This is a genomic window from Maribellus mangrovi (genome assembly GCF_037646455.1).
Lineage (GTDB): Bacteria > Bacteroidota > Bacteroidia > Bacteroidales > Prolixibacteraceae > Draconibacterium > Draconibacterium mangrovi_A.
In genome coordinates, this window is sequence record NZ_JBBIXN010000006.1 from 170,599 (window position 1) to 193,526 (window position 22,928).

The window sequence follows — 22,928 nt, forward strand, 5'->3', positions numbered from 1 at the left end:
TGGATTAATAAGCATTTCTCGCAATATTACCCCTAAATCCCCTAAAGGGGACTTTCCCAACTCCCCTTTAGGGGCCGGGGGTAAAAAAGCGTTACTTACAAAAAGCCATTCATTTCACCTTCAACAAATCCATTGTTCCAATATTTCATTTTCTCATTCGCCAAATTAGTGGACAATCTTTTTTACGATTACCGGTCCCAATAATCCTGCCGGCAACAGTTCATTTCCTTCTAAACGGTACGCGCAGGTTGTCCAGGTAATGCGGTCTTCTTCCGTCAATTCATGATCGCCCATTAAGCGATTGGCCCAGGTATTTGTTACAGCGATCTCGAGTTGGTTGGTACCCTCTCTTAGTCCTTTAGAAATATCAACACAATAAGGCGAAGTCCATGCAACTCCGCAATTGATACCGTTTACCTTGATCTCTGCCAGATTGAAAACTGTTCCAACATCCAGAAAAACATTCTCAATGCTTCCACTCCATTCAAACGATTTCCGATAAACCGCGGTGCCTGAGTAATATTTTATTTTATCGTTTTGATCTTTACTCCAGTCGCTTAATTGATGAAATGCTACAAGATTTTCAGGTCCACCGAGTGTTTTGTCAAACTCAACCTGCCAATCTTTATCCAGAATAAGTTGTTGTTCGAATTCCGGATTATTATTTCCTCCCGTCATTTCTGAATCAATAAGCCCTTCTTCAAAAAGCACAAAAACTGATTCATTACTTTCAAACTGAAACGGAATAACTGTTCTGCCGTTTTCAATGCGTCGATTCTTGCAGGATGTTGTTTCTCCACTTACAGGAAAATAGAATTCAGGAACTTTTCCATTCACTCTGAAAGAAAGCTCAACATCACGCGATTCAGCTTTTTGATTGGCAATAAAATAAATCTCTTTTTCGCCTACAGAACGGTGATTCCAGGCCAGTTTTTCTGCCTGTTTGTTATTTTCGAGGGCGAAAAAGTCCTTTTCAATATTCAACGTTGCAAACGACGGCAAATCGAATTTACCAGTCAGCACCTGCCCTTTACCAATTTTATGGATGCTCAGGTTTTCTGAAATATTTGTGCGGTTGTCTTCAGTGAATAATTCATTTATTACCTCTTCAAAAGCTTTTTTATCCGCTTCAGCACCTAAAAATTTTGCAGGTTTCTCCTGAAAATAAATCATGGCACCATCTTTAACCAGGCTTAAAAGTTTTTGAGCTACTTCCAGACTCATTCCCGCTTCAGGATTCATCCGTCGTTGACCGGGAACTACAAACAACGAGTAATTTGCTCCACCCGGCAATACGATTTTTCCATCTTTTACCGTAGCCAGATTTAACAAGGCATCCTTATTAAAGGAATCGTACGAATATCCATTTAGCGGATCAATCCAGTTAACAGGATCAGCAAGGTTCTCAAGGGTAGTTACACCTTTGGGTAATTGGCGGTAAGGCTGCCCAATGTTTTTAAGTCGCAGCTTTTCAGCCTGTACTTTCTCTTCGCCAAATATTCCGGGCAGAACAGGCACCAGCCGGTCGGGTAAAACAGCTCGCCGTGGAATTTCCTCTCCGGTAAAAACGGCAATGTCAACCACCGGAATTCCCTGCTGCAATTGAGTTTGACAATTCTCGATGTATTCAATCCATGCTTTCCCGGATTTCCACCAGGTTTGATTGGGCTGAAAAAAGGAACCAACCACCCCCAGCGTTTTACCTGGCACCCGATCGGTCCAGGGATCGTGCGTAAACACATGAAAGATCATTTTATTTATGCCAATTGCAAAATTCCGGTCGAACAATGTTTTTAGCATTCCCGGATGTTCGTCCCAATCCAAACGAATTTCAGTTCCCGCTTCTGCCCTAACCAGTTTTTTCCCATAAACATGTGCACCTGAAACTGCATCCAAAATATCGTTGGGTTTATCGTGCGAAGGGCTGCGAAACCAGAATTCCCCGGTTGGTGCATCGGTATTTTTAAAGTGCAACATACCATCGCTCACAAAAACCGGAGCCACACTTTCGGAACTGTAACGAACACCTTTTTCGTGTGCCAGTTTTTTCATGGTTCCGTGGTAATTATCCACTAACATTTCAGCAATTGTTGTGCGTACATCGTACAGTAGCTGTTCTGAGAAATCAGTATTTTTAATTGGGATACCGGCCATAACCGGGAGGTATGGCCTTAAATCGTATCCCCGCCTTTGTTTGAACTCATCAATGAAAACCGGCGACCAGTTTTGACTGCCGCATTCCCAGCTGTCGTTGTATAATTCTTCAATTGTATTTTCAGCCAGATCGCCCATGTGATTGTAAATGGTATCGAACCAGTTTTCGAACTGAACTTTCACAGCTTCCGGATTCAGTTTGTCGGCTTCCAGGCCAACACCTCCACCACCGATGTAGTTGGTCGATCCGGTTGAGGTGTGCCCCATACGAAGGATTATCCAATCACCCTCTGGAACATTCCACGATAGCATTTCATCTGATCCGAGTTTATCACTAATGTCAATTAGTTTTTCAGGATCAACACAAGCTGATTCCGGTAAATAATCCTGACTGGATGCCTTGCTAATTCGCCAAACTGCCCCCGACTTTCCTTCAAACTGATGGATCTTTGCTTCACCCGATAATTCAATGCCTGAAACACGTAAACGCGGTCGCCATTTGGCATCATCCAAATCTTCGGCACCCGGCTCGGTCCCTTCGGGATCAAAAACAAAACGAAAATATTTAGCTTCAACAGGTTCAATTAAATGAGTGACTGTTACTCCACGGTCGTCCCAACCATGGCGATATTCATCCAGTCGGCCATGACGGTTAAAATCTACACCGTTGTTACTGGTTTCTATGATCAGCCGATTGGCCTGGTAGTTATTCCATCCTGATTGCAAGGTTATCGAACGACAGGTAAAAGGCTTCTCGAATTCATACTGAATCCAGCATTTCTCTCGACTGGTAAAGTTTTCGGTGTTTCCTTTTATTGCTAAAAAAGATTCGTCTTTATCGGGAAGACTCGTTGTAATTTTTGGCTTTATTTTATAGGATGAAATGCCACTTCCTGCCGAAGCAGGATACGCGAATGTGGCAATATCCTCGTAGTAATTTTCTACTTTTTCAGGTTGAGGAAGCTGCCCTTCGAAATGCTGCCCGCCTGTGACAATCGTATCGGCCCACACCACTTTTTGCATCGAAAGTTCGGGCGTGATCCACGGACCACCGGCAGCTGTAAATCCATCGCAAGCGTGAATACCGAGCTTTACGTCCAGTCGGTTAGCTTCGGTAACAGCAAATTTCATCATATCCCACCATTCGGGTGTAAGTTGCACGGTAACCGGTTCGTACAAGGAAGGTTCGGCAGCCCCACGAATGGTAAATAAAAAAGCTCCACCTATCCCGTTTTCTTTCATCGCCTCCAGATCTCTGGTAATTCCCTTTTTTGAAATGCTTGCATCCGTCAGGAACCAATACACCCAGGGCTTGGTATCGTCAGCCTTGGCCAAAGGTTGAAATTCCTCCGGATCCTGTTGCGAATGATTACTGCATCCGGATAAAAGCAAACTGAGGAATAAAATCAGGTATGTTATTTTGGCTTTATTCATGACTTTTGTTTAGAACTTTATGCTTCGAGGTAAGCTTTCAAGCACTTTTTTATCATTTTTTGCAGTAACAATATAAAATGAGTACGAATAGTCTCCGGCCGGAACCTGGTATTTCTCCATAGGCTGAGCATCATCCGACCACGAAGAATTGCCTCCAACACCCATCTGAATGAGATCGATATTTAATGTTAGAAAACCACTTTCCTTTAACTCATTGGTATGTTTTGCCTTGTTGATTTCATCTTCCGTCCACGGCCAGACACTCATGCTTAAAAGACTGTCGGCAACTACCAGCAATCCGTTATTTTGTTGATTGGCCAGAAGCATCCAACGCACATCGGTACGATTTCCGTTTTCCTGTGGCATAATGTAAGGTTCCACAAACTTGTTGATGGGCATGGAATAAACAGCTGCATCAAATCCCCAACGTCGGTCGAGGTAGTTTTCCCATGGACCACGACCATACCAGTTTATGTTTCTGAGGTCGTTTTTGACACCCATCGTCATTCCTACTTTTGGAAGATTAGGAAGCGTCTTATCGGCTTGTAAGTTATAGTCTACTTTTATTGCTCCCGATCCGCTGATGGTATAATCAATAATCACTTTGGCAAGTCCGTCAACAATCCGGTAAGTACTGGTAATTTTTACTGCGTCAGGCTGCGGTTTCGAGGTTTCCATTTCAACCATTTCAGGCTGTGCTTCGTACCACACTTTCAGTTTCTTTTTCGGTTTCCAGCCGCGTTCATCATTATCAGTGAGCGGACGCGAAAAATGTGGCAGCAAAGGTGCAAATATCTGTTCTTCACCTTTGTTTACATAGGAAACTAACGCTCCGTTCTTCTTGCTGAAAACAACTTCAAACTCGTCGCCCAGCACTTTTATATGTTCTTCATCGCCGGTTAAACGCAGGTCCGCTTCTTTCTTTGTCTTTTCATCGGTTTGTGCAAGTCCCGTCAAGGCAAACTGATTCGAAGCCACTTCAAACCCCTTTTCTGCCCAGGTCTTGTCTTCCTTCAACAGAAATTGAATTGTGGCGAGGTACTCGTTGCCGGCCTTCATTTTTGGCAGATAATCCGAAAGATCGAATGTTGTGCTTTCACCGGCAGCCAAATCCATGTCGGGCAGCGTAATTTTCCTGATCTCAAAACCATTTTCAAGAACGGTCATAGCAATGTCGTATTCATCGAGCGACAACACCGCGTGCCGGTTTTCAACTTTTATTGTAGAACCGGAAACAAGCTCGCACCACACCGGCTGATAAACGCGCTTACATTCGTACATGGCAGCTTTGGGACGTCTGTCGGCGGCAACTATTCCGTTTATACAAAAATTACCATCGTGGAGTGTTTCGCCAAAATCGCCGCCATAAGCATAAAATTCGTTTCCCAGCGAATCGGTTTTTAGCAGCCCCTGGTCTTTATAATCCCAGATACAACCACCGATCAATCGTGGAGTCGACCGAAACAAATCCCAGAATTCTTTCATGTTCCCGGTAGAATTTCCCATTGAGTGTGCGTATTCCACAAAAATGACAGGCCGATCATCGCCGGGTTGCGCCAAGAGTTCTTTGATGTATGGAACCGTGGGGTAAAACCGACTGACCATATCCACATAAAATTCGTCGATCGGGTTACCAAGGCGACCGACATTGGGTAAATGCGACAGGTCTTCATAGCCTTCCACATGCGGATTACCCTGTGCAGGCTCGTAATGTATCGGTCGGGTGATATCGAAATCATGCGTCCAGCCGGCCATGGCAGCATGATTGGGACCGCGGCCCGCTTCATTCCCCAAACTCCAGATAATTACAGAAGGATGATTCTTGTCGCGATAAACCATTCGCGTCATGCGTTCCATGTGGGCATGCGTCCACATTGGATCGTTACTCAACTTTCCGCCAAGCCCGTGGGTTTCGAGATTCGCCTCGTCCATCACCAAAATACCGTACTCGTCGCACAGATCGTAGAAATATGGATCGTTGGGATAATGCGCAGTTCGGATACAATTAAAATTGAACTGTTTGATTTGCCTTACATCTCTTTCTATATCTTCACGCGACATTGTTTTTCCTTTCACCGGATCGTGATCATGACGATTGACGCCATACAAATACGTTTCTTTTCCGTTGATGAGCAGTTTGCTGTCCACTTTCGAAAATTCAATACTGCGAAAACCGATTCGTGCAGTTTTTACTTCCTGAATAATTCCATCCTTATCTTCCAGTGTCAGCAAAAGCTTATACAGATTTGGAGTTTCGTCGCTCCATTTTTTGGGATTTTTGATAGTCGCCTCCAACAAACCAAATTTCACATTATCGAGGCGGGGATAACTTTCATCCAGAATTTCCTGAACGTCTATTTGCAGCGGTTCGCTTAAAACCGCCTGTTCATTTTCATCGTAAAGTTGTGCTTTTAGTTTGTAGCCTTTTACCGTGTCACCGCTCAGGTTTTCCATCCTTGGCCGAATGCTCAGTGTGGCATCTTTGTATTGTTTGTCGAGTTTGGGTTGCACATGAAAATCGGCAATCCTCAACTTGGGCTCAGCCATCAGCATCACATCGCGGTATATTCCGCTCATCCGCCAGTGGTCCTGGTCTTCGAGATACGAAGCATCGCTCCAACGGATCACCTGAACCGATAGTATATTTTCTCCGTCCTTCAAATAAGGCGTCACATTAAATTCTGAAGGTAAGGCACTGTCTTCAGCATAGCCCAGAAATTTCCCATTCACCCAAACTTTATAAGCTGAACGAACGCCTCCAAAATGCAGCGTGATGTTCATGTTTGCCCAGTCAGTCGGTACCGAAAAAGTAGTCTGATACGATCCCACCGGATTGTAGTCGTGCGGCACCCACGGTGGGTTTACAGGGCGGAAAGGATACACCGCACTTTTGTATATAGGCTTGTCGTAGCCTTTCATTTCCCAACAAGAAGGAACCTCGATTTTATCCCACCCGGAAACGCGGTTATTGAAGAAATCGGCCGGAGCTTCACCGGGATTGATCGCAAAATGGAAATCCCACTCCCCATTCAACAAAATCATTCTTGAATAATCGCGGTCATAAGTGAGGGCATCATTTTCCGAAGCATATGAATAAGCCGTAGTCCGCGGAGCATCGCGGTTGATGGAAGTTACCAGCGGATCTTCCCAGGGTTCAGTGTTATAAATCGACGGAGCAGGCGGAATACCGGCCGGTTCGCCGGTTACCGTTTGAGCATTTCCGCGAAAAGCGATGATCAGAAATAAGATATATACAATTGTTTGCTTCATTATCTATTGGTTTACTGGAATGAACTTCCATAAGTTATAACAATAAACGAAATGATCAGAATTACCAGGGCAACAATCAGCGTTCGGAAAGTTTTTCCTGAAACATTGCGCCATTCTTTCATGATCATTCCAACAATATAGCTGAAAAATATCAGCATTGACATGTGGAGGACCCAGCTGATAAACTGAAACTTACCCATTTTCACGTGTCCAAGGCCATAGAAAAAGAACTGTCCGAACCACAAGGCTCCGGATAGCGCAGACCAGAAAAAGTTCTTCATCCAGTTGCCGGTGCTGATACCTGATTTCAGCGAAAATTCTTTTAATGTCTTTTGCCTGATGCCCAAGACTACAAACCAAACCAGGTTGACAAGAAAAGTACCGGAAGTGGAAACAATGTATTTGGCATTTCCTTCGAACTGACCGGCACCGTTTGCGCGGGCCATATCGGATATAGGCTGTCCGTGTTCGAGCGAAATGTTAAACACCGCAGAAAGAACACCTGCAATGAGTACGAGCACCAGTCCAACTTTCATATTGAATTGCACCTTTTCTCCCGTCTGAGCTCTTAAATCCTTTTCTTTTCGGAAACCGGCAAGACCACTAAGCCCTACACCCAGCAACGCGATAAGAATTCCCAATAAAATGACCATTCCTCCGGGAGCGGTAAAATACTCCACCAATCCCCCGTAAACGATCAACGGAACGAAGGTTCCGAGGATGGCCGACAAACCAATGGCAAAAGTATAAGTCAATGAATATCCGATATGACGAATGGCAAACCCAAAACTCATACCGCCAAAGCCGTAAACAGCTCCCAGGAGAAAAGCACCCCAAACCACATCTTTTGGAGCGGTTGCCAGGATATGAAAAAAACCGGGAACGGTAAGCCAGCCGATTACCAGCGGAAGCACGATCCAGGCAAAAAAGGCCTGCACCAGCCAGTAAGTTCCCCACGACCACTTTTTAATTTTTTGAAAAGGTAAGTAGCATGTTGAAGCGGAGATTCCGCCGATAGCATGATATCCTGTTCCTATTATTGGATTTGGTGTGATCATATTAGTTCAGTGTTCAAAGTTTAGAGTTAGTCCAAATGAAATACTTCTTCCATATCTGCCCAGAATTCTTCAGGACCGGCGGTTTCAATGGGCTGCATCAATGGCTTTACCACATCCCACCAGCGTTGTGTTTCTTCATGATCAGCCATAAGTTTCATGTCTCTTTCGAAATCGCTTCCCGTATATTCGAAATAAGCAAACAACACATTGTCGCGAACAAAAATGGAATAATTTGAAATGTTGCATTCCTTTATTTTGGCCAAAACACCGGGCCACACCGCTGCATGCTGCCTTATGTATTCGTCGGTTCCTTCTGGCTTGAGGTAGATAGTCTGTCCGAATCGTTTCATTTTTATTTCTCGCTAAGACGCTAAGACGCCAAGATTAATTCTTTAATGTTTTATCTGAGTATATTTTTTACTTCGCGGCTTTGCGTGAGATTACAATTTTTGCTCTTTTGCAAAGACGTCGGCCTTACATTTCTACTTTCTTCGGGCCACCGTTTTAAACAGCGCCTCGATATTGGCAGGCGGAATATCAGGTAAAACCGCCTCATGGCTGGGCGACACGATCAGTCCTGTCGGGAAAAGATCGATCACTTCATTCACACGCTTTTTTACATCCTCAGGACTTCCTTCCACCATTAAATACTGCGCATCTATACCACCGCAAAAAGCTCCTTTACCTGCAAAATTTGCATGAATATTTTCCACACTCATACCAGTAGCCTTTGCCTGCAAGGGATGAACAATATCTGCCCCTAATCTAAAAATATCATCTATGATCGGAAAGATCGATCCACAGGAATGATACATCACTTTCAGTCCGTAGCTTTTGGCCTGTTCGATCAGCAACTTCGTTCCGGGAAAAATATACTGACGAATGAGATCAGGATCGAGCATCAAACCGGTTTGGCTGCCAAAATCATCGCCAAACAACACCGCATCCAGTTCGCCTTTGGTAGCTTCGTAAAATATCTCATTTGCTTTCAGGTAGAAATCAGTGATCTTCTTCAAAACTGCCTGGTACATATCGGGATTCATCAACATCGTGATCAACGCGGTTTCCATTCCAAAAGCCGAGCACGAATCCTGGAAATGAGCGCTCCACATAATGCCCATTTTTGCATAATCATTACCGGCAGCCTTTACTCTTCGGTTGGCTTCTTCCCTATCCAGGTACTTTGCCGGATCAGGCCAGTTGAATTTATCCACGTCAGCAGGATCGTCGTAATCTTCGAAAAAGCCCGGAGCCGTTAAAGTGCGGTCATCGGGTTTGTCCAAGTGATCGCGTTTGGCAAAATCGAAAGCGCAGGCAATATGATTCGACGGTGCATAATTATATGGAACTTCAATCGGATAAATATCATCGTCGAGAAGTGTTTTGACTTCATCAAACGTACTCACTCCAAAATACTTTGTCAAATTGGGCATAGCTGAAGGTACGGGCAATCCCATCCACGATGCCGGACGGTCAACTGGCGCATTGGCGATAGTGGCTAAAAATCGTTCTTTATGGTTCATTATTTAAGTTCTGATTTTAATGTTTGGCGACTCTGCGGCTTGGCGATAAAAATGCCTCACGCAAAGGCGCTAAGACGCCAAGTTTCTATAGTTTGTTTACTATTCTGGTAATACCATCCTTAATTAATTTCTCATTAAAATTTATTAATAATCCTAGTTTTAGTTTGGTAATTTTAAGGTAAGTTAAAAGTTGCTTCGCGTGCACCGGAGCAATTGTTTCAACTGATTTCAATTCTACAATCACTTTTTCCCCAACGATCAAATCAGCCCTAGAACCAATATCCATTTTGATATCTTTCCACACCAACGGAATTCCTTTTTGCCGTTGAACTTTCAGACCCTTCTCTCTTAATTCATAAAAAAGAATTTCTTCATATACTGATTCAAGTAGGCCCGGTCCCAATTCAACATGAATATTATAGCATGTATTGACTATTATTTTCGCAATATCATTTTCAGTCATGTCAAATTCTATTTTGATTTAAACGCTTTGCGACGCTACGGCTTGGCGTGAGATTTCTCTTAATGTCCGTTAAAAATAATATACATACTCACCATCACCACAATTAAAATGGCCCAGGCCCATTTCACCTGTTTTCCGGGTTTTGGAATATCCGACAGATCGAGATCAGAAACTTTGGTGTTGCCTTTTGCTCGATCTGCAAGTGTCACCAGGTAAGTCATTACCGCAATGATTACAAATATGAAGAACGATAATAACAAAAAGTGAATGGACTGAATGGCTTCTAAAAATGAGCTAAAAGCATTAAAGACAAACGCCGGTTTTGCATTTGTGAATAATTCCGGTGAAAGAAAGAGATACATAATCCCAATTCCCAAACTAATTACGGTTCCGAGCCAAATTGCTGTATTGGCGGCCTTAATGGTTGTTTTATTCCAAAGCACACCAAATAGGAAAACCACCGCCATTGGAGGTGCCAGGAATCCTAATACGGCCTGGAAAGTATCAAAAAGATTCAAACCTTTTATTGAGTCGATGGCAAGAGCCAAAAAGATGGAAAGTATTGCACCCAGCACCGTCACAATCCGACCGATTTGAGTCACCTTTTTTGGGGAAGCACCCGGTTCAAATTTTTTCACATAAATGTCCATGGTAAACACCGTACTTAAAGAATTGAGTGCCGAATCAATAGTACTCACCAGGGCAGCTATCAAAACAGCCATTACCAAACCGGTCATCCCGGCAGGAAACAAGCGGGTAACCATGGTCATATATGCCTCATCAGGATCGCTTAGGTCGGGGAATAAAATAAAACAGATGATTCCGGGAATGATAAATAAAGCAACATCAAAAATCTTTAACCAACCGGTAAGATTGGCTCCCAGTTGCCCCTGTTTTAGGTTTTTGGCGCCCAAAACCGATTGTACCATACTTTGGTCGGTACACCAGAACCAAACTCCCATTACAGGATATCCCAGAACAATGGCCAACCAGGGGTAATTCGGATCATCCATGGGTCGAAGCAGGTTCCAGTAATGGCCGGGTGTATTTTCGAAGATGGCCATAATGCCACCGGCTTTGTACACTCCAACAAAAGTTAGTATGGCCGAAACCACAATCAACAAGATCATTTGAAAAACATTGGTATAAGCAATGGCCTTCAGACCGCCGGCAATGGTAAAAAAACCTGCGATTAAAACTAAAACCACTACCGAGCTCCAAAGTGGCAGGTTTAAGATTTGCCCCACCAAAATACCTCCTGCGAATAAGGTTAATGCCAGCCACGAAATAAGAATCGTTACTAAGGAATACCAGGCCAGCATATTCCGGGTTGACTCATCGAAGCGTTTTCCCATGAACTCCGGCAAAGTCATCACATTTGCCTTTAAATAACGCGGGGCAAAAACCACGGCCAGCATAAAAATGAAGGGAAACGCATACCAGGCAAAATTCCCGGCTACAATTCCAGATGTATAACCGATGCTTGCCGAAGCGATTAGCATCGACGGGCCCACGTTCGTTCCCCACATGGTTAATCCAATACTGCTCCAGCCCAGTGAGTGCCCGGCAAGAAAAAGGTTTTCGTCTTTGTTGCGTGCTTTCACAAAACTTACCCAGTAACCGATGCCGATCAGCACCAGCAGGTAAATTCCAACTACAGCAAAATCAATGGGTTTTAGTAATTCATAAATGTTATTCATAGGTTTGCTTTTGTTCCGGTTTTATCTATAAATCATATTCGTCTAGCAAGTCTTTTATTTTAATCGGTTTTCCTGTTTCCAGCGACCTTTCCATCGCCTTCAAAAGTGCTATGGTTCCGATGCCTTCATTCAGATCAGGGTAAGCTGTTTCACCGTTCTCGAGGCAATCAACAAAATATTCGATGTAATTCTGGTATTCGCCGGCGTGATGACTGTGCCCCTCAAATCGGAAATAATGTTTATCGCAGTGATCAAAAGTGACCATCCGTTCTTCGCCGTCTTTGTCGGTGATAGCATAACGTAACACCGGGTAATCACCCTGACTCGCGCCTTCGGTTCCACGCAAAATACAAGTCATTTCGCTATCGCGCGACGAAGGTTGTGTGGGTGAAGAATAAGTGCCGCTTACACTGGCTACCCGGCCATCATCGGCTTTATAAATGAAATGCATGGTGTCTTCATTCTTCAAACCGCCGGCTAAGCCATTCGGGCTGAGCATGCCGTAGCCCATCACCTCTTCAATGTTAGGCAGGTACCAGCGAATAAAATCCACGGGGTGGCTCAGTCCGCCGTAAAGCCATTTAAATCGCTCATCCAACGACCAGCCTTTTCCTAAAAACCAACGGTGATCGGCATTGTAATTCGATTCAACGGTCACCAGATCACCGATCAGGCCAGCCTCAAAATCTTTGCGCTGACGGCTCATTGGTTCGAAAAAACGCGAGCTCTGCCCCACAAAAACCTTTTTACCACTTTCCTTCTGCAATTGCAATAGTTCTTTAGCATCTTTCAGATCGTCGATCAGCGGCTTGGTACAGATAACATTTTTGCCGTAATTCAGCGCCAATTTTATGTGTTCGGCATGCAAAAAATCGGGCGTATAAATGGCAATAATATCGATCTCCTTATCGGTGAGCAGATCCATATAGGCCGTGGTATATTTGTGGAAATTAAATTCTTTGGCCCGCAATTCACACATGCTTCTGTTCAGATCGCACATTTTTACGAGCTCGACTTTCTCACTGTTCAGCGCCGCCGAAACGGTGCTTCGTCCTTCTCCCAGTCCTAAAATTCCCAGCTTCTTCATTTCTCCTAACGGTATTTATCTACAATTTTAATTGCAGTTTCAATATCCTTTTCGCTTTTAAAATCGACATTGATGTGCAAACCCTGGGTGCCCACATTATCGATCAACGGCTCCAATTCGTCGAGCGTTACCCAGTTGGCCATTATCGATTTTCCGCCGGCCAAGATCTTTTTGTAAAGGTCATACCAGCGGGGATCGCCGCCCTGTGGCTCGCCAACTCCCGGGGTCCATTGCACTGCATTTAGTTCCTCAATTTCGAGGATGGCATCAACATGGCGCATGGCATCTACCCCATCGAGGTGATACAAAGTATAATCGATTTTCTGTGCCTGTTCGCGCAAATAGGGCTGTGCAAAACGACGAAAATCGTCTTCCGAGATCATCAGCGAAATATCGCTCTGCAATTTCGAAACGGTTCCCGGTGCCCAAAGCGAGAAATAGCAAAAGGTCATCTCGTCACCTTCGCGAATAATGTTGTAAAGGCGGTCGAACACTTCAAAATATATGTCGTTTACTTTTTGAAGTTGTTCTTCCAGCACTTCAGGTTGAAGCATGATATCCATCAAAACCGTATCCGTTCCGCGCAAGCTGGCCAATGTATCCAGGCCTTCAATCAGATCAGGACAGCCCACATAATATTTTCCGGCAGAAAGTTTTTTACATTCAGTCAAAAGATCCTGATGCAACTTCCACCATTTATTGTTTTCATCGAGTTTGATCTCGCCATCAAAAGCCTGATTTTCCTTGATCCAGATGGTATCCTCGCCTCCAGATAACTCCGCTCCCAAACAAGCGGCCAGCGAACCGGGTCCAAGATGAGTATTAGCGACCGGTAAAATATCGGCTTTGAATGAACTTTTTGAAAGCTGGTAATCCAGATTCTGTGCCCGCCACTTCGGATCGAACCAGCACTGATCCAGATCGTTTGCAGGAGTTGTTGCCGTCACTTTTTCGTGTGGCGCTCCATCCTTCTCCAGGTGTTCCCACATCGTGAGTACAATTCCTTTTTGGTCCCACCAGTCGATGTATCGTTTTTGGGATTCTTCCCAGTTTGTTTTCCATGTTTTCATTTCTTTTACCGCTAAGGCGCTATTACGCCGAGTTATTTTCTTGTTGTTTATTTATTTTACTCTATTTCTTTGCGTCTCTGCGACTCTGCGGTTAACAATTTTCAGCAAAGGCACTTAAACGCTAAGTTTTATTCTTCAAGCCAGTTTAAATTAAAAATCCCTTTGAAGGATTGATCAATTTTCAGCTTTATTACTTTCTCAAAATCAATATCATCGGTACTGTTTACATGTTCCGGGTAGAATGGGATTTCAGTACCCAGCTTCACCCAACCAGGCATTTCATCCAATGGTATTTCCAGGTTCTTCAACCACTTTCCACCTTCTATAATTTTTCCGGAGAAAAAATCCACCCAGATTCCGGCCGGGATATATGCATCGCGTTTGTTTTCCGAATTCATCACCGGGGCCACCAGGAAATCATCGCCAAAATAATACTGGTCATCGATGTGCCAGCAAAGTTTATCTTCGGGATGATGAAACACCATCGCCTGTATTACCGGCAAACCTGATTTAGTTGCTTTTTCACTTTGTTCCAAAATATATGGGATAAGTGCATAACGTAGTTTCCACCACTTCTTCACCATGTCGGCAATTTCGGGATATTCATAGGGTTCGCGTTTTGAGGTTCCGTGGTAACGAATATGTGATGAAAATACACCAAATTGTGTCCAGCGAACATACAAATCGTTCGGTATCACCGAATTCATAAAGTCGGGCACGCCATGAAATCCGGGAACATCGTGGCTCCAGAATGCAAAGCCTGATAATCCGAGGTGAAGTCCGCCTTTTAACGAACCGGCCATTCCTGCCCACGAAGCGGCAGCGTCGCCTCCCCAGTGCAGCGGAAAGCGCTGGCAACCGGCCCATCCGGCCCGCGCCCAAACTATACCGTCTCCTGTAACTTCTTTGGTTATTTCATAAGCAGCCTTCTGATATAGAAGCGCATACAAATTATTCAGTTTTTCGGGCGACATCGAGTGGTACTCAGCATCCATATGAATGTCTTCACCAAAATCGGTTTTGATACAAACCACACCCATGTCGAGTAGGTTCTTCAACAAGCTCTTGTACCACTCCACCGCCTTCGGATACGTGAAATCGATAGTCCCGGCATAATCAAGTGCGCTAAAATTAGAGCCACCTGCCTGTTTTACTTCCTTTGGTTTCGAAATGTAATTGTTGGTGCTTGCTTCCTCCAGTTGCTCTGCTTCGCGCGCCACATAAGGCATTTGCCAGAGACTTACTTTGAAACCATCTTTCCTTAATTTCGAAATAAATCCCGGTGGATCTGGAAAACGTTCGGGATTGAATTTCCATTCACAGAGCCAGTCGATGCGGAACCAACCGGTATCGAGGTGGATCACATCGCAAGGATAATCCTCTTTTCGCAAGCGGTTGCAGATCGTTTCCACTTCTTCGGCCGAAAAATAAGTCATGCGGCTCATCCAGGTGCCAAAACTCCACAGCGGTGGCATAGAAGGGAAGCCGGTAATCTGCCGGTAACCGTATAAAATTTCTTCGGCTGTGTCTCCCCCAAAAAGGAAAAGATCGAGCACTTTTTGTTCGCAAAGAATCTGCACCGATCGTGTAGAGTGATCGGCAAATGAAAATTTACCATAAGAACTAGTGTGCAGAAAAACGCCATACATCCGGCTCGAGAGGTAAAACGGAATATTTTTGTAGGTACGGCGGTTATTTACACCCTGTCCGTCCTGGTTTTTTAACTGAAATGTTTTTCCCGAAAGATCAAGTTTTGTAAAACGTTCGCCGGTTCCAACAAACACCTCGTCAGGTTCGGAATGAAACGAAACAGTGGCACGGTCCACTTTCTCTTCCTTTTCAACAAAGGCCAGTGCATGTGCATCGTGGCGTGCCGGAAAAAACTGGTCGTAAGCGCTCAACTTTACTTCACGTTTTCCGTCGGGATAAAAAGTCACGTCCAGCGTTTCATTGGGCGGCGGCAGCAGATCGCTCCAGTGATCAATCTCAGGTTCTTTAAAGTTGATAACAGCGCGTTTCATGCCGTTCTCATCCGAAATGATCCACCGGTCCTTTTCCTTTTTAAAATGAAGCGGAACAACTTCCAGTCCTGCGTCCATCTGCAGCATCGGGGAGTCTTCCATCGATTCGCCATTAAAACTGATAGCTACACGCAGGATCTTCTCACCATAAGCCCGCAACTTCATGTAATAATACTGTCGCGGAATGGTAAGATCGGGATAAATCTCATTTCCCGGATTTTGTTTCTGAAAAGGAATAAAAACAGTTACGTCGGTTCCTTCCTGTACAATATCGACAGGATGACAGGCCCGCCACAATCCTTCGGCCTCGGGCGCTGCCGGATCAAAATCCAGAAAATCGTAGATCTGATAATTGGTTTGTTTCATTTTTTATCTCGCAAAGGCGCGAAGGCGCAAAGTTATTTATTGAAATTTAGTTCGCGTTTATTTGTAGTTGAGCTGCTTCCAAACCTTCGGAAGTAGCTTTCACTTCAATTTCTCCTGGATTTCCGTCAGACTGCACAATTAACAGGCACATGCCGTTGAAGGCTTTCCGATGATCAGCTTTAAATGATTCCATGCTGGCCTGATAGCCATTGTCAACACCGGCATTAAAACCGGCTCCTGATACATCGAAATGCACCAGGTTATCGGCATAGGGAACCATGTTGCCATCCTTATCAAGGATTTTCACGGTTATGAATGACAGATCGCGACCGTCGGCAGTAATCGTTGAACGATCGGCAGTTAATTCAATTTTAGCAGATTCTCCGGCCGTTTTTATGGTCCTTTCAAGTACTTTTTCTCCGTCCTTCCAGGAAATGGTTTTCAAGGTTCCCGGTTCATAGTTCACCCGCCACATTACATGATACTTTCCATCCTCCTTACTTTTTTTGCCCAGTGATTTTCCGTTCAGGAACAATTCCACTTCATCGGCATTATTGTAATAAGCCCAAACGTCGATTTCCTGACCTTCCTGCCAGTTCCAGTGCGGAAAAACATGCAATACCGTATCGTTGGTCCAAAGACTTTTGTAGAAGTAATAAACATCCTTCGGGAAACCGCACAAGTCGATGATTCCGTAATATGAACTACGTGCAGGCCACTCATAAGGCACCGGCTCGCCAATAAAATCGAAACCCGACCAGATAAACATCCCTGCAATAAAATCGTGTTCCGAAACTACTTTCCAGGTATCCTCGTGATTCGATCCCCAGTAGGCATAAACATGGTCGTAAGCCGAAACCGTGTAATCCGGATTACCGACGAACTTCTGGTTATAGGCCGGTGGCCACAAACGATCCTCATCAGAAGGCATATCGTAATGTCCGCGGGTTGAAAGCGCCGACATATTTTCGGAGGCCAGCATCGCTTCGCCCGGATAGTTTTTTGGGAAATCGAGGTATTCCAAATGTTTGTAATTGAAGCTCAATACATCCAGCGCTCCCGACTGGTAAATAAAATTCTTTTCCGGGTCCTGTTCGGTCAGGCCACAGGTAACGGGCCGTGTATCGTCGATACTTTTTACAAGATCGGCCAGTTCGCGGGCAATCGTTGTTCCGGTACTATCGAACTGCTCACGGATCTCGTTACCAATGCTCCACATAAATACCGAAGGATGATTTCTGTCGCGCAGCACCATATCGGCCAGGTCAGCCTGGTGCCACTCTTCCCAATCGATGTTATAATCGTAGGTGTTTTTCTTTTTAGCCCACTGGTCGAAAGCCTCATCCATCACCAGAAATCCCATCTTGTCGCACAGATCAAGAAACTCGGGTGCTGGTGCATTGTGTGCTGTGCGAATGGCATTGCAGCCCATTTCTTTTAGAATTTCGAGTTGACGTTCGATAGCTCGAGTATTTACTGCGGCTCCCAAAGCTCCCATATCGTGGTGCTGGTTCACCCCATGAATTTTCAAGTGCTCGCCATTCAGGAAAAATCCTTTTTCGGGATCGAAATGAAATGTCCGGATCCCAAATTTGACTTCATAATTATCAGTAAGCTCTCCGTCAACAAAAACAGTAGTTTTTGCAGTGTAAAGATCGGGTTGATCAACCGACCATAGCTGTGGATTTTGAATATCAAATTGTTGTGTTACCGAATTACCTGAAGACAGATGTGATAACGTGGATTTTGCAAATGCAACTTCCTGCCCTTGTGGACCGGTAATTGTTGTTTTTAGCTGAACCTGCTTTGCATCAACCGTGGCCGACAACAACGAAACCTGCACCTGAACAGTGGCTTTATCGGCCGAAACTTCCGGAGTGGTAACAAACATTCCCCAATGATCGACATGTGTTTTCCCGGTTTTTATCAGCCATACATTGCGGAAAATCCCGGAACCTGTGTACCAGCGCGAATTAGGCTGAAGCGAGTTGTCCACCTTCACTGCCAGCACATTTTCTTCTTCACCAAAATTTAGAAATGGTGTGAGGTTGTAGCGGAACGAAGAATATCCATATGGCCTTTTACCCAAATATTTTCCGTTGATCCATACTTCGCTGTTGCGATACACTCCGTCAAAATCGATGTAGATCATTTTCGTGCTGTCGGCAGCCGGTATAGTAAAAGATTTGCGATACCAACCAATTCCCGTAGGCAGGGCACCTCCGGCTGTTCCTGCAGGATTATCATTGTTGAACTCGCCCTCAATACTCCAGTCGTGAGGCAGGATCAATGTTCTCCAGGCGGCATCGTCAAAATCGGGATTTTGCCAGGCCGGATCGTCGCCCAATGAAAATTTCCAGGCGGCATCAAAATCGAGTCGTTCCCGAATTGTTTCCTGTATCTCGCTGCAGGCAAACAATGATATCAGCATCAACAGTGATAATCCTGTTTTGAATAAGCGATATAGATATATTTGTTGTTTCATATTTTAACTATTGCTTTAAATCTCCATCTCCCCAACTCTCCCTCTTCTCCCTCTCTACGCGAAGAGAGGGACGATTGTGTCCCGATGGCTATCGGGATCGTAATCAGGGTGAGTAATTTTCTACAACACATATTTTTTCAACTTCTATTGATTGACACTAAAATCAAAATACAGTTCCATTATTTTACAACGCTTGCGCCAGTGATCGTAGGGACCAAAATCGAAAAACTGGTTCTTTCTTCCCGATGGTCCCATGTTCCACGGATCGTTGGTTTTACTTCCAATTGCCGGGATGCCCTGCATAAACGAGATATCACCATCCGGGAATGGCGGTGTTAATCGCGGATCGGCATCTTCCGGTTTATCCGGAGTGAAAAGTCGCAAGAACACATCTTCTGTTCCGGTAGCTACCGTAAACGACTGGTCTTTACTTTGAATTTTTGCCCAATACAGGTTTGAATGATAACCTTCGAATTCAGGATAAATCACCGGCGGAATTCCGGTCATGGTCGTATTGTAGTCTTTTTGGTAAACCCCCAGTTCAACACCCTGCGTGCGGTTTTTCCAAACACGGTATGGACCATGCCCCATCCATTTTACGCCTTCAACCAGTTCTTCGGGATACGAAAAATCAACACCCATATATTCATAATGAACATCATATTCTTCGGGCAGGTAGTAAATCCTGAGTTTTGCCCAGCCGTTTGGAAAGAAGGACCAGGTAAATTCTTTCATTCTTGAATCTTTCTCAAAAGTACTGGTGATTGTAAGTGTGTCTTCCACCATTTTTGCTGAAATTTCTTTAAAATCGGTTATTCCGGCTGAGATGACCGGTCCGTTGTTAAAAGGAATTTCGCCTTTCGCATTCTCCACTTTTTTCAGCATCCCATCTGATTTTCCGATGGTATATTTAATTCCACCTGCATTTACCTGATACTCGGAGCCGGATTCAGTAAAAGTTACGGCAGCACTCACTTTTGTTTTTGCCATCAATTCGTTAACCACATCTTCAGGCAGGGAAACCGGATAACTCCAGGTATACAATTCCTGTCCGTACTGATCGATTGCAGTGATGTAAAGCACATCGTAAGTCATCCAGTCCTTCGGCAAATCAAGTTGAATATGTCCCTTTTGCCGTGGTTCGAGATCAGGTGAAACAATAGTGCCCGACACTTCTTTTTCAATTTCGTTTTCAGCCGGAGTAGGTTCTTTCACGAGTTTCCAGCTAAACTTACAAGTGTTTAAATTCGTGTACAGATATCGGTTTTCAAGGTATATTTTCCCGTCAAACTTTTCGGTCAGGTTGCGTTCTTCGAGTTGCACCGGCGACCAAACTTCCTTGATGGCAAAATAGCTGCCTTCCGGTTCGTGATACGATCCCATAATTCCATCAGCACCTTTTGAATTGTAGGTATCCAGCTCGCCATTTTTATCCACACGAACCACTCCCTGATCGGCAAAATCCCAGATAAATCCGCCGGCTGCTACCGGTGTTTTCCAGATGAGTTCCCAGTAATCGTAAAGGCCGGCGCCTTGTCCGCCATCGTGCATTCCGTGTAAAAATTCGGTGGGCAGAACAATTTCGTGGCCATGCCAGAAAGTTCCGTTTCCGTAGTCGTAACTGCGGTAGTGCTCGGTAGAAAATCCATTAAACGTTTGCCAGGGTTGAAGGACTTCCCGTTTCTGAATATCGAATTTTGCATACAAAGGCAGCAATTCTTCGTTGTGCCCGCCTTCGTTGCCGTTGTCCCATAAAATTATGGAAGGATGGTTCACATCGCGGACGATCATTTCTTCAACCAGTTTTGTACCAACCTCGGTGTCGTATGCATCGTGCCAGCCGGTGAGTTCATCAAGAACGAAAAGTCCCAAAGAATCGCAGACATCAAGGAAATGCGAATCAGGCGGATAGTGCGCCATACGTACTCCGTTCATGTTCATGTCCTTAATAGTCAACACATCCTCAATGCTTCTTGCTTTGCTGGATGCACGCCCGGTTGTTGGCCAGAAAGTGTGGCGGTTTACGCCCTTGATTTTTATTTTGACACCGTTTACATAGATGCCATCGCGTTTACGAACATCGATTGTCCGGAATCCAAATCGTTCGGTAAACTGATGAACAATCTTCCCATCCTGCATCAGGTTAAAGTTGACTTTGTACAGATTCGGATATTCGGGATTCCACGATTTTATGTCGTTGATTTTACTTTTTAGAAAAACACTTTTATCGGATTTATTTACCGGGACGGAGAAACTTTCACCAACCGGTTCTCCGGCCAGCGTAATAACCTGGGCCACAATCTGGTCGGCATTTTTTATATTATTGAGAAAAACCTCAGCTGAGAAAGTACCGTCGCCTTTGGCGTCGATGGCTACACGTTTGATGTTTTCGTTGGGTTTTGCTTCAAGCCAAACCGGCCGGAAAATGCCACCAAAGATCCAGAAATCGGCATAACGTTCAGCTTTGTTTACCGATTCGTTAGCCGAATGTTTGTCGACCTTTACCTCCAAAAGGTTTTGTTTGTCAAATTTTAGCTGTGGAGTAATGTTGTATCTAAAGCGGTAATAAGCGCCCTGATGAATCGGGCCGGCCAGTTTGCCATTGATTTTTACTTCGGTGTCGGTCATCGAGCCATCGAAAACAATCTCAACCTGCTTTCCTTTCCATGCCGCAGGAACTTCAAATTCGTACTTGTACAAACCCGATTCCTTCCCTCGTTCTTCGTCTTTAGCATGCCCATAATTATACTTTCCAAATCCCTGTAATTCCCAGTTCGATGGCACCGGAATGGTGGTCCACTCGCCCGAGTTTCTTCCACCGGTACAGAAAAATTCCCAATCAACTGTGTTATCACTTCCTGTTCCGGAGAGGTAGATCTTCTGGGTTTGCTGCGCCGATATTGTCCCTGCAAATAATGCAAGAATGATGATCAGATATAGTTTTTTAAGCCTTTGAAGCATGGTCTTATTTTTAAATTTGATCCGATATTCTAGTTTAAATCTGAAAATTCATTAATTAAATTACCCCTAAATCCCCTAAAGGGGACTTTTCCGGCTCCCCTTTAGGGGCCGGGGGTATAATGAATAATTTTTTATCGCAGTCAACATTAATTTTTTAGTTGAAAACTTAACTCACTTTTGCCCAAATCTAAGGAAGTGGCCACTGCAATTCCACGTTGACTGTCTTTGTTTACAGCGCAGTAGAAATGGTACACTATACCGTCGTGTTTCACCACATACGATTTATGCGCGAACCAGTTGTCGTAAGATTCCGAAGGTGCGATCAGATCCACGCCGTCCCATTCTGTCCAGTTCACCAGGTCGTATGAACAGGCAAAACGGTTAAAGGCATCGTGATCTTTACGATCGGGCCAGAAAGCGCCAAAATAAAACATCACCCACACGTCACCCATTTTCTGGATAACGGCATCGCCTGAAATTCCCTTGTGATGATTGATCACCGGATTCTCGCCGAAACGCTGCCAGTTGACCATATCGTCAGAAACTGCCATACCAATGCGTTCAGCGCCATGCCCGGGATTGATGCTGTCGCCGCGCGCATTGTAGTACATCACGTATGGATACCCGGTAGTTTTACTCTCGTCGAGCAATACCCAGGTTTTATAAATCGTGCTGTTCTCCCACCAGCGGGCATCCTCATCAGTTGCTTTAAAAATTGGATGATCCAGACGATCCCACTCGTGCACCGTTGCCGGCGATTGGTCGGTGTAAGCCATTCCAATCGAAAGCAAACCATGTTCATAACCGGTAGAACTTCCGCCAAAATAAGGCATCCAGTATTTACCATCCACCTGATTTAACTCGTAACTACCTCCCCAGATCGGGTCCTGTAAACTTGGGTAACCAGCTTTTTGATTGGAATCCCAGTCAGTGGAATCCGAAAATGAAAGTACGCGCCCCATTTCTTCCCAATGAAGCAGGTCGTCGCTTTTGGCCAGCCAGGTCTCATAACCTCGACCATCGAAATAAAAATAGGTCATGTACCAACCGCCTTCGTACCGGAAAACCGTCGGACAGTCAATCATCAGCGAATCAACCGCCGGAGCCATAACAAGGCCATATTTAAAAGGCGTTTTCACCTCCTCGTAAACTTCCTGCATTTTTTCAGGCGAAACAGTTTTTGGTAATTCTGTTGTACAAGCCATAAGCAGGACCAATAACCAAAGGCCCCCTCTGACTCCCACGAGGGGGGAGGATAAGAACCTTAGAACATTATTCATTTCGTTTTTCATATTCTATTTCGTTTTTCTTTCTCTTTTTCTTCTCCCTCCCCTTT

13 protein-coding genes are annotated in these 22,928 nt (G+C 44.6%); all 13 read right to left on the bottom strand.

Features of this window, described 5'->3' with window-relative positions:
- Window positions 1–165 precede the first annotated feature (165 nt).
- The 13 genes from WFY05_RS19845 to WFY05_RS19905 all read right to left on the bottom strand — a co-directional run bounded on the left by WFY05_RS19845 (window position 166) and on the right by WFY05_RS19905 (window position 22,884).
- Window positions 166–3,588, bottom strand: a complete 3,423-nt coding sequence (locus WFY05_RS19845; protein ID WP_340114674.1) for a glycosyl hydrolase — start codon at window positions 3,586–3,588, stop codon at window positions 166–168.
- A gap of 9 nt (window positions 3,589–3,597) precedes the next feature.
- Window positions 3,598–6,858: a beta-galactosidase, LacZ type gene (lacZ, locus tag WFY05_RS19850; RefSeq protein ID WP_340114675.1), complete on the bottom strand. Its 3,261-nt coding sequence runs from the start codon at window positions 6,856–6,858 to the stop codon at window positions 3,598–3,600.
- Between the two features lie 11 nt (window positions 6,859–6,869).
- Complete coding sequence (locus WFY05_RS19855) at window positions 6,870–7,916, bottom strand: L-rhamnose/proton symporter RhaT (RefSeq protein WP_340114676.1); 1,047 nt, start codon at window positions 7,914–7,916, stop codon at window positions 6,870–6,872.
- A 26-nt stretch (window positions 7,917–7,942) separates the two neighbouring features.
- Window positions 7,943–8,266: an L-rhamnose mutarotase gene (locus tag WFY05_RS19860; RefSeq protein WP_340114677.1), complete on the bottom strand. Its 324-nt coding sequence runs from the start codon at window positions 8,264–8,266 to the stop codon at window positions 7,943–7,945.
- A 132-nt stretch (window positions 8,267–8,398) separates the two neighbouring features.
- The gene (locus tag WFY05_RS19865) at window positions 8,399–9,439 is read right to left on the bottom strand and encodes a uroporphyrinogen decarboxylase family protein (protein WP_340114678.1); all 1,041 of its coding nucleotides are present in this window, start codon (window positions 9,437–9,439) and stop codon (window positions 8,399–8,401) included.
- A gap of 85 nt (window positions 9,440–9,524) precedes the next feature.
- Window positions 9,525–9,902: a GxxExxY protein gene (locus WFY05_RS19870; RefSeq protein WP_340114679.1), complete on the bottom strand. Its 378-nt coding sequence runs from the start codon at window positions 9,900–9,902 to the stop codon at window positions 9,525–9,527.
- A gap of 59 nt (window positions 9,903–9,961) precedes the next feature.
- Window positions 9,962–11,602 (bottom strand): sodium:solute symporter, encoded by a 1,641-nt coding sequence (locus tag WFY05_RS19875; protein ID WP_340114680.1) that lies wholly within the window; start codon window positions 11,600–11,602, stop codon window positions 9,962–9,964.
- A 25-nt stretch (window positions 11,603–11,627) separates the two neighbouring features.
- A complete protein-coding gene (locus WFY05_RS19880) occupies window positions 11,628–12,689 on the bottom strand; it encodes a Gfo/Idh/MocA family protein (protein ID WP_340114681.1) in 1,062 nt (353 codons plus the stop codon).
- Window positions 12,690–12,694: 5 nt separating this feature from the next.
- The gene (locus tag WFY05_RS19885; RefSeq protein WP_340114682.1) at window positions 12,695–13,759 is read right to left on the bottom strand and encodes a hypothetical protein; all 1,065 of its coding nucleotides are present in this window, start codon (window positions 13,757–13,759) and stop codon (window positions 12,695–12,697) included.
- A 128-nt stretch (window positions 13,760–13,887) separates the two neighbouring features.
- The gene (locus WFY05_RS19890) at window positions 13,888–16,146 is read right to left on the bottom strand and encodes a glycoside hydrolase family 31 protein (RefSeq protein WP_340114683.1); all 2,259 of its coding nucleotides are present in this window, start codon (window positions 16,144–16,146) and stop codon (window positions 13,888–13,890) included.
- 46 nt (window positions 16,147–16,192) lie between these two features.
- A complete protein-coding gene (gene galB, locus WFY05_RS19895) occupies window positions 16,193–18,631 on the bottom strand; it encodes a beta-galactosidase GalB (protein WP_340114684.1) in 2,439 nt (812 codons plus the stop codon).
- 144 nt (window positions 18,632–18,775) lie between these two features.
- Window positions 18,776–21,592 carry a glycoside hydrolase family 2 protein gene (locus WFY05_RS19900; RefSeq protein WP_340114685.1) on the bottom strand — a complete coding sequence of 939 codons (2,817 nt, stop codon included), beginning with the start codon at window positions 21,590–21,592 and terminating at the stop codon, window positions 18,776–18,778.
- 146 nt (window positions 21,593–21,738) lie between these two features.
- Window positions 21,739–22,884: a glycoside hydrolase family protein gene (locus WFY05_RS19905; RefSeq protein ID WP_340114686.1), complete on the bottom strand. Its 1,146-nt coding sequence runs from the start codon at window positions 22,882–22,884 to the stop codon at window positions 21,739–21,741.
- Window positions 22,885–22,928 lie beyond the last annotated feature (44 nt).